The 14212-nt window shown below is 62.9% G+C and carries 9 protein-coding genes; 3 read left to right on the top strand and 6 right to left on the bottom strand.

The features are described from left to right. Nucleotides 1–970: 970 nt before the first annotated feature. Nucleotides 971–1519, bottom strand: coding sequence for an NADPH-dependent FMN reductase (locus ACLV8F_RS23985; protein ID WP_411886704.1), 549 nt, complete (start codon nucleotides 1517–1519; stop codon nucleotides 971–973). 153 nt (nucleotides 1520–1672) lie between these two features. Then, nucleotides 1673–2518 carry an SDR family oxidoreductase gene (locus ACLV8F_RS23980; RefSeq protein ID WP_411886703.1) on the bottom strand — a complete coding sequence of 282 codons (846 nt, stop codon included), beginning with the start codon at nucleotides 2516–2518 and terminating at the stop codon, nucleotides 1673–1675. Nucleotides 2519–2635: 117 nt separating this feature from the next. Between ACLV8F_RS23980 and ACLV8F_RS23975 the strand changes: the two genes are divergently transcribed. Further along, nucleotides 2636–3556: a LysR substrate-binding domain-containing protein gene (locus tag ACLV8F_RS23975; protein ID WP_411886702.1), complete on the top strand. Its 921-nt coding sequence runs from the start codon at nucleotides 2636–2638 to the stop codon at nucleotides 3554–3556. A 25-nt stretch (nucleotides 3557–3581) separates the two neighbouring features. Here the strand turns inward: ACLV8F_RS23975 and ACLV8F_RS23970 are convergent, their stop codons facing one another. The 3 genes from ACLV8F_RS23970 to ACLV8F_RS23960 all read right to left on the bottom strand — a co-directional run bounded on the left by ACLV8F_RS23970 (nucleotide 3582) and on the right by ACLV8F_RS23960 (nucleotide 6397). Then, nucleotides 3582–4376 (bottom strand): MetQ/NlpA family ABC transporter substrate-binding protein, encoded by a 795-nt coding sequence (locus tag ACLV8F_RS23970; protein WP_411886701.1) that lies wholly within the window; start codon nucleotides 4374–4376, stop codon nucleotides 3582–3584. 196 nt (nucleotides 4377–4572) lie between these two features. After that, nucleotides 4573–5238, bottom strand: coding sequence for a methionine ABC transporter permease (locus tag ACLV8F_RS23965; protein WP_411882009.1), 666 nt, complete (start codon nucleotides 5236–5238; stop codon nucleotides 4573–4575). Then, a complete protein-coding gene (locus ACLV8F_RS23960) occupies nucleotides 5228–6397 on the bottom strand; it encodes a methionine ABC transporter ATP-binding protein (protein ID WP_411886700.1) in 1170 nt (389 codons plus the stop codon). Before ACLV8F_RS23960 ends, ACLV8F_RS23965 begins: the two co-directional genes overlap by 11 nt. 266 nt (nucleotides 6398–6663) lie before the next feature. On the opposite strand from ACLV8F_RS23960, the gene ACLV8F_RS23955 reads away from it, so the two are divergent. Together ACLV8F_RS23955 and ACLV8F_RS23950 are read left to right on the top strand one after the other, a co-directional pair. Beyond that, nucleotides 6664–7257 (top strand): DUF2239 family protein, encoded by a 594-nt coding sequence (locus ACLV8F_RS23955; protein WP_411886699.1) that lies wholly within the window; start codon nucleotides 6664–6666, stop codon nucleotides 7255–7257. A 77-nt stretch (nucleotides 7258–7334) separates the two neighbouring features. After that, complete coding sequence (locus ACLV8F_RS23950) at nucleotides 7335–8765, top strand: MATE family efflux transporter (RefSeq protein WP_411886705.1); 1431 nt, start codon at nucleotides 7335–7337, stop codon at nucleotides 8763–8765. A 91-nt stretch (nucleotides 8766–8856) separates the two neighbouring features. On the opposite strand, the gene ACLV8F_RS23945 is transcribed toward ACLV8F_RS23950, so the two are convergent. Further along, nucleotides 8857–14212, bottom strand: a 5356-nt coding sequence (locus ACLV8F_RS23945) for a calcium-binding protein (protein ID WP_411886698.1), incomplete at its 5' end; no start/stop codon positions are given.

Here is a 14212-nt window from a genome sequence, read left to right as displayed (position 1 = left end):
AAAGCCTTGTTGCAAGAGCGCAGGCAACTCTACCAGGCAGCCCGGGACCGCCATCCGCAACGCTGGTCCGCACAGATCAGGAACTGGCACCTGGCAGACGCCGTGTACCTCAATCCGGAACGCGAACAAGCGCAAAGGCAAAATCTCGCGGCATAAGTTCACCCGAGGCGACAACTACCTTGACACACGCCGCGCCAAAGAAAAGTAAGCAAAAGAAAGGCGACCCTGGTTCCTGCGTCCCCTGCGCTTCGCTCCGGGGCAACCTGCGGTGCTCGGTCCAGGCGGGGTCTCGCTCGAACTCGCTACGCTCAGACAATCGCGATCCCTTATCCGCCTGAACCTGCGCTCCTCGGCGCATCCACAAGGGGTGGGGAAGGAATACAGAACAGCCAAATACCAGACAGCCGAAGACAGAGACCCTTCTTGTCCCCTCTCCCTCTGGGAGAGGGTTAGGGTGAGGGCCAGCAGCCTTCGCACCTGCAGCGACACATCAACCGCCGACGGCCCTCACCCCTGCCCTCTCCCAGAGGGAGAGGGAGTAAATTCATGGCCACCGCATCGCCGTCTGCTCCTGTTCTGCCCCCTTTTTAGTCCCCGCTCCCGATTGCCCCTTGTGGATGCGCCGAGGAGCGCAGGTTCAGGCGGATCAGGGATCGCGATTGTCTGAGCGAAGCGAGTTCGAGCGAGACCCCGCCTGAACCGAGCACCGCAGGTTGCCCGTAGCGAAGCGAAGGGACGCATACACCAGGGTCGCCTTTTCTTTGCTTACGTTCTTTTGGCGAAGCAAAAGAAAGTGAGTTGCTGCCGGGCAACCCCGGCCAGCAAGCCTCCAAGGAGAGCGCACTGCCGGAGCAAGCGAGGCTTCGACAGGCTCAGTCCGAACGGTAGGGATGGCACTGGCTTCGATACCTCAGCCCGAACGGTGGGAAGGCAGCGCCCCGCCGGCGCAAAGCCGGCTTGGGCCACACGCTCAGGCGTGCTGCTTGACCCAATCAACATAAGCATCCACCCACCCCTGCAAAAACTTCCGGCTGGCCTCACCAATGCTGCCGTCGGCGTTGTACAAGCCCTCCTTGTTATGGATGAAGGCTTCAGGCTGCCCCAGCGTAGGCGCATTGAGGTAAGCCAGGATGTTGCGCAGGTGCTGCTGCGACAGCGCCGTGCCGATAGGGCCGACCGAGGTGCCGATCACGCCGGCCGCCTTGCCGTCCCAGGCGCTCTGGCCGTAGGGGCGCGAGGCATGGTCGATCGCGTTTTTGAGCACGCCGGGAATCGAGCGGTTGTATTCGGGCGTGACGAACATCAGGCCCTGCGCGGCCTTGATCTCGCCCTTGAGCCGGATCACCGAGGGCGCCTGGTTGGCGTCGTCGTCCTGGTTGTAGGGCGGCAGGTCGTCGATGCGCACGTGGGTGAAGCTGAAGTCGGCGGGAAACAGCTTTTCCAGCGCGTTCGCAAGCTTTTTGTTGAACGAATCCTTGCGGATGCTGCCGACGATGACGGCGATGTTGTACTGCGCCATGGGGTTCTCCAGGATGTGTCTGATGGGACGGGGTTGGAAAGCACTGAGCGCCTGGCTGGCGCCAGCGCTTCAGGCATTCCACTTTGTAAACCAATTCGGCAACATCCGCTGTAGGACTTCAGGACGGAAGCCACTCCCCATGCTCAATGTGGCTCAAGGCCTGGGCGTGAAATGCGAGCGCATGAAAGCCATGTAGTCGGCCTCAGTCATCTCGCGCCGCGCCTTCACAAAACCGCGCGCGTCGTCACCGACCAGGTAGCGCAGCTGGCTGCTGCCGTCGGTGACCGCACCGTAAATCACTTTGGCCACGTCGTCAGAGCTCATGTTGCTGGCCGACGTCATCGCAGCAAAGGCCTTGGCGGTGTTGGCGACGAAGTCGTCGTAGTCGGTCAAGGTGGTGTCGTTCGCGCTGCCGGCTGCGGTGCGGGCATTAAAGCTGGTGCTGGTCACCCCGCCGTGCGGTATCACCAGCTTGACGGCGATGTTCTGCGACGCCAGTTCATAAGACAGCGCCTCTGAAAAACCTTCGAGCGCGAACTTGCTCGCGCAGTACATCGAGATCATCGGCAAGGTGAACAGGCCGGCGCCCGAACTCACGTTGATGATGCTGCCGCCTTTGTTTTTCCGGAAATGCGGCAGGATGGCGCGCGTAAGTTCCATCACGCCAAAGACGTTGACCTCGAACTGGGCCAGGATCTGCTCGTGCGACACGGCTTCAAGCAAGCCGTACTGGCCGTGGCCGCTGTTGTTGACCAGCGCATCGATGCGGCCGAAGCGCTGAATGCCGGCGTCAATCGCCGGCGCCATGCTGGCGATGTCCTGCACGTCCAGGCGCGTGACCAGCACGTTGGGGATGTCGCGCAATTCAGTGTCTTTTTCGGGTGTGCGCTGGGTCGCGACGACGTTCCAGCCCTGGGCGGCGAAGCGTTTGGCGGCCGCCAGTCCTATGCCGGAGGAAGTTCCGGTGATCAGCACGGTTTTAGCGGTGGGTTTGCTCATGATGCGGTTCCTTGAGGAGACGTTAAGGGGAGTTGATGACTTGCCTCAAGCATATGAGGCTGCAACTTATTCAACAATCCTCGCAATTCGGCATGAGTTGGTGCATGATTTAGCACAATGAAACGCACCGGACTCCCAGAACTCAATGCCGTGGTCGCGGTGGCGGCGCACCGCAGCTTTCGCAAGGCCGCCGCCGAACTCGACATGTCCCCTTCCGCCCTGAGCCACGCCATCGCCACGCTGGAGCAGCGCCTGGGACTGCGGCTGTTCAACCGCACCACGCGCAGCGTCTCGCTGTCGGAGGCCGGTGCCTCTTTCCTGGCGCGGGTGCAGCCGGCGCTGCAGGAGATCACCGCCGCGATGGAAGGCGCCAACGATTTCCGCGACACGCCGTCGGGCACGCTGCGCCTGAACACCTCGGAAGGCGGCGCGCGCATGATCCTGGCGCCGCTGCTGCTGGAGTTTTTGCGGCGCTACCCCGACATGCAGGTCGACCTGGTCACCGAAGGCCGCTTTGTCGACATCGTGAAGGAAGGCTTCGACGCCGGCTTTCGCCTGGCCGAGGCCGTGCCGCTGGACATGATTGCCGTCCCCTGCACGCCGCCGCTGCGTTTTGTGGTTGTCGGCTCGCCGGCCTACTTCAAAGGCCGCAAGCCGCCGAAAACGCCGCACGATTTGCAGGCCCACGCCTGCATACGCAGCCGCATGCCCAGTGGCGCGCTGCTGAAATGGGAGTTTGAAAAAGACGGCCGCAAGCTGGACGTGGACGTCGCCGGCCGGCTGACGCTGGACAACGACAACCTGCGCATCGCCGCCGCACTCGAGGGCGAGGGCCTGACCTGGACCAGCGAATGGCCGGTGGCGCAGCACATCGCCGATGGCCGCCTGCTGCGCGTGCTCGAAGACTGGACACCCAGCTACCCCGGCCTGTGCCTCTATTACCCCGGCCACCGGCTGGTGCCCGCGGGCCTGCAGGCATTCATCAGCCTGGTGCGCGAAAAAATGGCGCTGCTCTCGGCGAGGACAGCGCCACTTTGATCAGGGCCTGAAGAAGGCTGGTCGCTTAGAAGCCGGCCAGCACGGCGCCCTTGAACTCCGCCTGGATGAACTTGCGGACTTCTTCCGAGTGGTAGGCCTTCACCAGCTTGGCGACCCATGGCTTGTCCTTGTCCTGCTGACGCACGGCCAGCAGGTTGACGTAAGGCGACTTGGCCGCTTCCTGCGCAATCGCGTCCTTGGGGTTCAGCCCGGCCGACAGCGCGTAGTTGGTGTTGACGGCCGAAGCGTCCAGGTCGTCCAGCGAGCGCGGCAGCTGTGCGGCGTCAAGCTCCACGAACTTGAGTTTCTTGGGGTTCTCGATCACGTCCAGCGGTGTGGCTTTGAGGCCCGCTTCAGGCTTGAGCTTGATCAGGCCCTTGTCCTGCAGCACCAGCAGCACGCGGCCGCCGTTGGTCGGGTCGTTCGGGATGCCGAAACGCGCGCCTTCCTTCAGCTCGGCCAGGCTCTTGACCTTCTTGGAATACAGGCCGATCGGAAAGTTGACGGTGTAGGCCACATTGACGATCTTGTAGCCGCGGTCCTTGACCTGTTGGTCCAGGAAAGGCTTGTGCTGGTAGCTGTTGGCGTCCAGGTCGCCGGCGGCGAGCGCGGCGTTGGGCTGGATGTAGTCGCTGAACTCGACGACCTGGATCTTCAGGCCGTCTTTTTCGGCGATCTTCTTGACCTGCTCAAAAATCTGCGCGTGCGGTCCGGCGGTGACGCCGATTTTGAGCGGCTTGTCTTGCGCGAGCACGGCGCCGGAGAAGGAGGCGGCCAGCGCGAGTGCGATGGCGGATTGGATGAGCGTGCGTTTGTTCATGGTGTTTCCTTTGGATGAATTAAGAAAGTTTTGTCCCCTCTCCCCTTGGGGAGAGGGTTAGGGTGAGGGCCGGCAGCGTTGGGAACCGTAGTGGCGGATTGATCGCTGCCAGCCCTCACCCCTGCCCTCTCCCAGGGGGAGAGGGAGGAATCCGGGGATCAACATCGCTGTTGAAAATAAGAATCAGCGAGCACCCTCATTTGTGACTCAACCTGCGCACAGCCCAGTCACCCAGGCTTTGCACCGCCTGCACGAACAAGATCAGCACCAGCACCACGGCCAGCATGACTTCGGGCAGAAAGCGCTGGTAGCCGTAGCGGATGCCCAGGTCGCCCAGCCCGCCGCCGCCAATGGCGCCGGCCATGGCCGAATAACCGGTCAGGCTCACAAAAGTGATGGTCAGGCCCGCGACGATGCCGGGCAGCGCCTCGGGCAGCAGCACCTTGAGCACGATCTGCCGCGTGGTCGCGCCCATGGCCAGGGCCGCCTCGATCAGGCCGTTGTCCACTTCGCGCAGCGAGGTCTCCACCAGCCGCGCGATAAAGGGCGCCGCCGCGATCGTGAGCGGCACCACGGCGGCGGCCGTGCCAATCGATGAGCCGGTCAGGAAACGCGTGAGCGGAATGATGGCCACCAGCAAGATGATGAAAGGCGTGGAACGCACAGCGTTCACGATGCCGCCCACCACGCGGTTCACACCTGCGTTGCGCAGCACGCCGCCCTCGTCCGTGAGCCGCAAAAACACGCCCAGCGGAATACCGATCAGCGCGCCGACCAGGCCGGAGATGCCGACCATGACGATGGTTTCCCACAGCGAACTGACAAACAGCTCCAGCAAGGCCTGAGAAAAATTACTGAACATGAATTAACGAGCCCCCACGCTTTTCACTTTGTGTGCCTTCGGCGGTACGCTGCCCCTCGCCCAATACAAAGGGGCCGTGCTTGCTTGGGGCGGCCCGGCGCGGCGCACCGCCTCCGGTCAAATCACCGCCGACCTCATCGACATGCACGCCGGCGCCGCGCAGGTGCGCCACCGCCGCATTGAGTTGCTCGCGCGCGCCGCGCGCAAACACCGCGAGCGAGCCGAAAGGCTTGCCCTGGATTTCGTCGACCTGGCCGTGCACGATGGAAAGATCTATGCCGAAGCGGCGTATCACGTCCGACAACAGCGGCCGGTCGGAATCGTCGCCGGCAAAGGCCAGGCGCAGCAGTTGGCCCTCTTCGGGATGCTCGGCGCTCATCAGCGTGCGTATGCGCGCCAGCACGCTCTCGGGCAGGTCCTGCGGCACGATCTCGGCAATCAGGCTGCGCGTGGTCTCGTGCTGCGGGCGCGTGAAGACGTCGATCACCGGGCCGCTTTCAACGATGCGGCCGGCATCGATGACCGCCACGCGGTCGGCCACCTGCTTGATGACCTGCATCTGGTGCGTGATCAGCACGATGGTCAGGCCGAACTCCTTGTTGATCTGCTTCAGCAGGCCCAGGATGGAACGTGTCGTTTCCGGGTCCAGCGCCGAGGTGGCTTCGTCCGACAGCAGCACCTTGGGCCGGTTGGCCAGCGCGCGTGCAATGCCCACGCGCTGCTTTTGCCCGCCGCTGATCTGCGCCGGAAAGCGGTCGCGCAAGGCGCTCAGGCCGACGAGCTCCAGCAGCGGCTCGACACGGGCCTTGATCTCCGCGGCCGGCAGCCCGGCGATTTCGAGCGGCAAGGCCACGTTGCCGTAGACCGTGCGCGACGAGAGCAAATTGAAGTGCTGGAAGATGATGCCGATGTCGCGGCGCGCCACACGCAGCGCGTCGCCGTCCAGCGAGGTCAGCTCGCGGCCGCCCACCAGGACCTGGCCGGCGGAAGGCCGGTTCAGCAGGTTGATCACCCGCACCAGCGAACTTTTGCCCGCACCGCTGCGGCCGATGATGCCGTAGACCTCGCCCGGCTGGATGTGAAGGTCGACGCCCCTGAGCGCTTCGACCGGGCCCGTGGGACCCTTGTAGGTTTGAAAAATGCCTTTGAGCTCGATCATGAAATCCCGCTAGACCTTGTCGCCTGTTGCGCTTCTTTTGGAAACACGCGAGGCTCTTTTTGTGAACAGGTAGCGAATGTATAAGCTTGAAGCACAAACTCAAAAGAATATTAAATAGGTTGATTAGACGATTCAGGTCTATAGAGAAGAGTTACACCCGGATTCAATTTATCTGGACAAGTTATACCCGGGCGTTATAGAATTTATTCACCCGGATGAAACTCATCCTTTTGAACATTCTTCGCAAAGCTTCTTTTATGCCCTCCATGCCATCCCCCGAAACTTCAGCGCGCTTCGTCGCCTTTGCAGGCTTCCGGCAAATCGCCGCCGGCGACCGCACGCTGGTCATCAACACACTGCGCAAGCTGCCCAGCACCGAAGACTCGCTGATCCGCGTCTTCAACGACGCCACCGGCGAGCGCATAGACCTGGACCTGCGCCCCGAGGCCGACGTCGCGCCCTCGCCCGCTCCTGCCGCAGAGACAACACAAACGCCGGAAGTCTCGGCCACGCGCCCGGTTGGCCGGCCCAAACTCGGTGTGGTCGCGCGTGAAGTCACCCTGCTGCCCCGCCACTGGGAATGGCTGGCCAGCCAGCCCGGCGGCGCCTCGGTCACCCTGCGCCGCCTGGTCGACGAATCCCGCAAGGCCGGCGAAGGCCGCGTCAGCGTGCGCGCCGCGCGCGAGAACGCCTACCGCTTCATGAGCGAGATGGCCGGCGACTTCGCCGGCTTTGAAGAAGCCAGCCGCGCGCTCTTCGCGGGCGACAGGCCGAAATTCGAAGGCCTGGTCGCGCCCTGGCCCGAAGACGTGCGCCTGCAATTGGCCAAGCTGGCCGACCCCAGCTGGAGCGCCGCATGAAGCCGCCTGACATCACCGCCCTGGACCACCAGCTCGAAACCGAAATGCACGAAGGCGACCTGCGCGCCGCCGGCGAGATCGCCGCGCCGCCCGCCTCCGTGGCCGAAGCGGCGCCGCCGCTGGCGCCTTCGCCCACAAGGCCGCCGCCGCGCGCCGTGCTCACCGACAGCGTGCCGATGTGGAAAACGTTTGCCGCCTTCCTCGGCCCCATGCTGCTCAGCAACATCCTGCAGTCGCTGTCGGGCACGCTGAACAATGTGTATGTGGGCCAGATGCTGGGCGTGGGCGCGCTGGCGGCCGTGTCCAGCTTTTTCCCCATCCTGTTTTTCTTCATCGCCTTCACCATAGGCCTGGGCGCCGGCGCCTCGGTGCTGATAGGCCAGGCCTGGGGCGCGCGCGACACCGGCAAGGTCAAGGCCATCGCCGGCACCACACTCAGCGTCGGCCTGGCCTTCGGCCTGCTGGTCGCCCTGTTCGGCGGCATCTTCACCGGCCCGCTGCTCAGCGCGCTGGGCACACCGGCCGACATCCTGCCCGACGCCACGCGCTATGCCCGCATCATGATGATTGCCGGGCCCGGCCTCTTCGTCTACCTGCTGGCCACCGCCATGCTGCGCGGTGTGGGCGACACCGTGAACCCGCTCTACACGCTGGGCATTTCCACCGTGGTCGGCCTCATCGTCACGCCGGCCCTGATACGCGGCTGGGGCGGCCTGCCGCAACTCGGCGTGGCCAGCGGCGCGGTCGCTTCCATCCTGTCGATGGTGACGGCCACCGCCTGGCTGGCCTTCCGGCTGCGCCGCATCCACAGCCCGCTCGCGCCCGATGCGGAGTTTGTGCGCCACATGCGCATCAATGGCAAGATCCTCAAGACCGTGCTCAAGGTCGGCGTGCCCACCGGCGTGCAGATGATCGTCATCGCGCTGGCCGAAGTCGCCCTGCTCTCGCTCGTCAACAGCTACGGCTCCGGCGCCACCGCGGCCTACGGCGCCGTCAACCAGGTCGTGGCGTATGTGCAATTCCCCGCGATTTCGATCGCCATCACCGCCTCCATCCTGGGCGCCCAGGCCATAGGCGCGGGCCGCACCGACAAGCTCGGCGCCATCGCGCGCACCGGCCTGCTGATGAACCTGGTGCTGACCGGCACGCTGGTGCTGCTCGGCTATCTGTTCTCACGCCACCTGATGGGCTTTTTCATCACCAGCGAACCGGTGATTGAACTCGCGCAAACCCTGCTGCACATCATGCTCTGGAGCAGCGTGATCTTCGGCATGGCCTCGGTGCTCTCCGGCATCATGCGCGCCAGCGGCTCGGTGCTGGTGCCCACCGGTATCTCCATCTTCTGCATCGCAGTTGTCGAAGTGCCGGTTGCGTGGTTCACGAGCCATCGAATCGGGATCAATGGGATCTGGGTTGCTTATCCCGTTACCTTTATTGCGATGTTGGGGTTGCAGACGGCTTATTACCGGTTGGTTTGGAAGAAGAAAGCGATCAGGCGTCTGGTGTAAAAAGGTCAACACTCGCGGCAAAGCACGCAAAAAAAACGCCAGGACTGCAAGGCCCTGGCGTTCCCCCTTCGTTTTTATGCCGCCCGCCTCATCAATGCCAGTTCGCCGCAATCACAGGCGCCAGCGCCGTCTGCTGCGCGGCTGTCAGTGAAGTCTGGCCCATGGCCGGCGGCGCAAAGCCAGCCATGGCCTGCACCAGCTTGTCAACCTGGGTGTCCTGCAGCAGCTTGCCGTCGCTGGTCTTGAACTGCTCGACGTGGTATTCGCTGCCCGAGTACCAGTTGTAAACAGTGCTTGAGTCCCCGGTCCCGATGATGCTGACTTCCAGGTTGTTGCCCGCCTGGCGGAACCACAACTGGCTGGCGCTGACGCCCTTGGCGATGGACAGCGTGTCCTTGTTGCCGGCGCTGGGGTCATAGTCGATGTTGACGTCAACGCCCGAGCCACGCCCGAAGGCATAGCTGTCGTTGCCCTCGCCGCCATAGAGCCAGTCATTGCCGGCGCCACCGTCCAGAAAGTCGTCGCCGGCGCCGCCATCCACACAGTCGTCACCGTTGCCGCCGTTCAGAACGTCCGCACCGTCATGCCCGTACACACGGTCATCGCCGTCCAGGGCCTTGATCGTGTCATTGCCGGCGTAACCGGTGAGGGCATCGTTGCCCGTGGTGGCGACCAGCACCTTGGTCTTCATGTCCGCAAGTTTCCATACGGTTTTGGGGGCATCGGTAAAGCGGATTTCCTCGACCAACTTGCTACTGACCCCGTCGTTCGTGAAGTAGCCGTCGACACGAAGCTGGTCGCTGGCACCGGCGATCTTGAGGACCAGCGAGTCGTATTCACGGGTTGCCTGCACGTCTGCGACTGCCACCCCGGCCTTGAAGACGACCTTGTCGACGTTGCCAGCCGTGGCGTCGTCGTCATAGACGGTGTCTTGCCCGTCGCCTTTGCCGAACTGGTAAACATCGTTGCCCGCGCCGTCACTCCAACCGTAAGAGTGGGTACCACCGGCCAGGACGTCGTTGCCTGCGCCGCCGTTGAGGACATCATCGCCCGCGCCGCCCTGCATATGGTCGTTTCCATCGCCGCCAAGCAATGCGTCGTTGCCGTCGTCGCCCTCAAGATAGTCGGCACCCGCATCACCGCTCACGACATCGTTGCCGGTTCCGCCATCGACATAGTCATCGCCAGCGCCACCATTCAGGGTGTCCGCGCCATCGCGCCCGTACACACTGTCGTTGCCGTCCAGAGCGTTGATGGCGTCTTTCCCGGCATAACCTGTGAGGACATCGTTCGCGCTGGTGGCGACCAGCACTTTGGTCTTCATGTCGGCCAGCTTCCACACGGTCGTGGGAGCGTCGGTAAAACGGATCTGCTCGATCAATTTGCTGGTGATCCCGTCATTCGCGAAGTAGCCATCGACACGAAGCTGGTCGCTGGTGCCGGCGATCTTCAGCACCAGTGCATCGTATTCACGGGTTGCCTGCACGTCTGCGACTGCCACTCCGGCCTTGAAGATGACCTTGTCCACATTGCCGGCGGTCGCATCGTCGTCATAGATAGTGTCTTGCCCGTCGCCTTTGCCGAACTGGTAAACATCGTTGCCCGCTCCGTCCCCCCACCCGTAATAGTAGGTACCGCCGGCCAGGACGTCGTTGCCCGCGCCGCCGTTGAGGGCATCATCGCCCGCGCCACCCTGCAGCATGTCGTTGCCGCCATCACCGGCCAGGGCGTCGTTGCCCTCGTCGCCATAGACCCAGTCATCGCCATTTCCACCACCGAGCTTGTCCGCGCCGTCACGCCCATAGAGCGTGTCATTGCCATCGGCACCGCCGATCTTGTCCGCGGTACCGTAGCCCGTCAGGATGTCGTCGGCACTGGTTCCCATCAACACCTTGGCCTTGACATCGGCCAGTTTCCACACCGTGACGGGTGAGTCGGTGAAGCGGATTTCCTCGATGACCCGGTTGTTGGCCCCGTCGTTGGTGAAATAACCTTCGATGCGCAGTTGGTCGGAAGTCCCGATGAGCTTGAGCAGCAGTGCATCGTTTTCCCGCACGGCTTGCACGCCGGCAACAGCCACGCCGGCTTTGAAGACGATCTTGTCCAGGTTGCCGGCCGTGGCGTCGTCGTCAAAGATGCTGTCTTGGCCGTCACCCTTGCCGAACTGGTAAACATCGTTGCCGGCACCATCGTAGCTTCCCCACCAGGGGTTGTACACACCACCGGCCAGGATGTCGTTGCCCGCGCCGCCGTTCAGGGTGTCATCGCCGGCACCGCCCTGGAGCACGTCGTCGCCATTGCCGCCGTCGAGCTTGTCGGCGCCACCACTGCCCGACAGCTTGTCATTGCCGTCGGCGCCATGGAGGGTGTCCGCGGTGGCGTAGCCTGTCAGCGTGTCGTCGCCGCTGGTGGCGGCCAGCACCCTGGTTTTGATGTCGGCCAGCTTCCATACGGTGCTGGGGTCGTCGGTAAAACGGATTTGCTCAATGGCGCGGCTGTTGACGCCGTCGTTGGTGAAATAGCCTTCGACGCGCAACTGGTCGGTCGTGCCGGCGAGCTTGAGCACCAGCGCGTCGTAGTCCCGAACCACCTGCACGTCGGCGACTGCTACGCCGGCCTTGAAGACGACCTTGTCCACATTGCCGGCCGTGGCATCGTCGTCCGTGATGGTGTCCTGCCCGTCGCCCTTGCCGAATTGGTAGATGTCATTGCCCGCAACGCCGTACAGCATGTCGTTGCCTGCGCCGGCGTTGAAGGTGTCGGCGGCGATGGTGCCGCGAATCACGTCATCCCCACTGCTGCCTGCGAACACCTTGTTCTGGATGGCGGCCAGGTTCCACACGGTGCCGTCGGCAAACTTGAACTGCTGCACACCGTTGTAGGGGTTGGCGGTGTCGTCACCGTAGAAGAAACCGCTGAGGGTGATTTTGTCGGTGGTGCCGATAATCGAGACCTCCAGCGCGCTGTAGCCTCCCATGTAGGGGTCATAGACTTGTTTGAGGACTACTTGCGAACTGGGCAAGCCCGCCTTGAACTGCAGCGTACTCAGCTTACCCGCCGTGATGTCATAGCTGCAGCTGATGACGTCCTGCCCATCGCCCTTGCCGAAGAGATAGACATCGTTGCCTCCTCCACCGTTGAACGTGTCGTTGCCGGCGCCGCCGTCCAGCGTGTCGGCCCCGTCCCCGCCAGCCAGGCAGTCGTCGCCGGCGCCGCCGCTGAGCGTATCGTTGCCGGCTTCGCCGTACAGCAGGTCGTTACCGTCTCCGCCGTTGATGGTGTCGTTGCCAACGGCGCCATTGAGGTTGTCATTGCCTGAGCCGCCGTTGAGAGTTTCCGCCGCGCTGGTGCCACGAAGTATGTCATCTCCGTTGGTGCCCAAAAACAGCTTGCTCTGGATCGTCGCCAGGTTCCATACCGTGCCGTCGGAAAACTTGAACTGCTGCACGCCGTTGTAAAGATTGGCGGTGTTGTCGCTGTAAGTAAAAGCGCTGATGGTGACTTTGTCGGTGGTACCGGCGATGGAGATTTCCAGTGCGCAGTTGCTGCTGAATGCGCTGTCAAAGACCTGCTTGACGATGATCTCCGAAGCCAGCACACCGGCCTTGAACTGCAAGGTGCTGAGTTTTCCTGCCGTGGTGTTCTGGGTGTAGTTGATGACGTCCTGCCCATCGCCCTTGCCAAACAGGTAGGTGTTGTTGCCCATGCCCCCGGTCAGGGTGTCGTTGCCGGCGCCGCCGTCCAGCGTATCGGCGTCGTGTCCACCGTCCAGAATGTCATTGCCGGTGCCGCCGTTGAGCGTGTCGTTGCCGAAGCCACCGTTGAGGCTGTCATCGCCTGCGCCGCCGCTCAGTGTGTCGCCGAAATTGCCGCCCGCGGCCAAATCGTCGCCGCCGCCGCCTTCCATGCGATTGCCCAAGTCGGTTGAACCCAGCAGGGTGTCGCTGCCGTCGGTGCCGGTATAGGTCAGCAAACTTGCAACCTTGATATCGTTCCACTGGGTGCCGTCGGCAAACGCGATGGTTTGCAAGCGAAAGTTCTTCTCGAAGTAGTTTTTGAGCGTGACTTGGTCGCCACCGCCAAAGACCAGCGTCAGGTCGTTGCGGATGTCGCCCAGGCCGCGCTGCAATTGGGTGGTTTCCGGTGTGAGCCCGGCGCCCAGCCGCAGCACGTCTTTGTTGATGCCGCCGATTTTGTAGCCGCTGCTGACCTCGTTGATCGTGTCCTGGCCGTCTCCTGTGTTGAATGCAAACACATTTTTTGATGCTCCGGCGTTGAGTGTGTCGTTGCCGGCGCCGGCCACAAAGAGGCTGTCAACCCCTGTCGGGGCATTCAAGGTGTCCGCACCCGCCGTACCCATTACCAGGCTGTCGCCCATGGTGGCTAGGTACCAGTCAAATCCCTGGCCCTGAAGATCACCGTGCTGTTGCAGCTTGGTGAAAATTTGCGCACCTGCCTCGCCCATGATCTGGAGGTTGCCTCCGAAACTGACGAGCCATGCCAGCCCTTGTGCCGGGTCGGTGTTGTACTGGGTTCTCAGCGTTGCCACCAAGGCGGTGACGTCGAACTCAAGGCTTTGGCTGTGGGCATTCCAGCTCAGGCCGACACAGTCATACAACGGCTTGAACAAACTTTGCGCCAGCAACTGGCTGTCAACCCATTGGGCCAACTCCTCGTACGCGCCGATCAGAATGGGCGCGGCAGGGGCGTGCGGGTTTGGATCTTTCTCGCCCCAGCACCAAGTCCCCAGATAACCTTCACCAAGGAAGGCTTCCAGCGTGGCAAGCTTGCGCGCGTCGCCGATGACGTTGCCGTAATACAGTGTGGCGGCGCGACTGGCCGGGTCTATGTCCTGCACGCCGGCCCAGCGGTAGATGAGGTCGTTCAGCAGACCGGTGCGCGCAGCCGGATCGATGGCGCTGGTGTACTGCTGCACCAGCGCTTGCAGCTTGCCGCTGATATCGCGCGCCATGGCCTGGTGCAGGCTGTGCACATTGCCGAAGCCGGCCAGTTCGGGCAGCGCGGCAATTGTGCTGTTGACGGCAATAAGGTCGGATTCGGCGGTACGGGCCAGGTCTATTGCAAACCAGACGTCGTCCATGGCGCGGGTTTGCCCGGCCGTGGTGGTGAAGCTGCCGGCCTGCAGATGCTGGTTGCCGCTGGCGTCTGTCACGGCTTGCGTGGTGTAGCCGGTGTTCAGGCTCTTGACGCCGGCATGGGCCAGGGTCAGCAGTTCACCGGCATCCACCACGCCATTGCTGTTGGCGTCTCTGAAAACACGCAGACTGGCGGTATCCAGGTCTTGCGCGTCGACGACATGGTCATGGTTGCTGTCCAGTTCATCGAGTGCGGCAAAACCATTGGCGGCCTTGCTGCCGTCCTTGAGAATCGTGTTGTTGCCGAAGAGTTCGGCGCCGTTGTCTATCTGGCCGTTACCGTTGCGGTCC

It is taken from the genome of Polaromonas sp. YR568, from assembly GCF_943369675.1.
GTDB lineage: Bacteria > Pseudomonadota > Gammaproteobacteria > Burkholderiales > Burkholderiaceae_C > Polaromonas.
This window is presented reverse-complemented; position numbering and strand designations above follow the sequence as displayed.

What these genes read in the sequence shown, in the direction of transcription:
- ACLV8F_RS23985 (WP_411886704.1), bottom strand. Translation starts at nt 1,519, where the DNA reads ATGGCGCAGTACAACATCGCCGTCATCGTCGGCAGCATCCGCAAGGAT.
- ACLV8F_RS23980 (WP_411886703.1), bottom strand. Translation starts at nt 2,518, where the DNA reads ATGAGCAAACCCACCGCTAAAACCGTGCTGATCACCGGAACTTCCTCC.
- ACLV8F_RS23975 (WP_411886702.1), top strand. Translation starts at nt 2,636, where the DNA reads ATGAAACGCACCGGACTCCCAGAACTCAATGCCGTGGTCGCGGTGGCG.
- ACLV8F_RS23970 (WP_411886701.1), bottom strand. Translation starts at nt 4,376, where the DNA reads ATGAACAAACGCACGCTCATCCAATCCGCCATCGCACTCGCGCTGGCC.
- ACLV8F_RS23965 (WP_411882009.1), bottom strand. Translation starts at nt 5,238, where the DNA reads ATGTTCAGTAATTTTTCTCAGGCCTTGCTGGAGCTGTTTGTCAGTTCG.
- ACLV8F_RS23960 (WP_411886700.1), bottom strand. Translation starts at nt 6,397, where the DNA reads ATGATCGAGCTCAAAGGCATTTTTCAAACCTACAAGGGTCCCACGGGC.
- ACLV8F_RS23955 (WP_411886699.1), top strand. Translation starts at nt 6,664, where the DNA reads ATGCCATCCCCCGAAACTTCAGCGCGCTTCGTCGCCTTTGCAGGCTTC.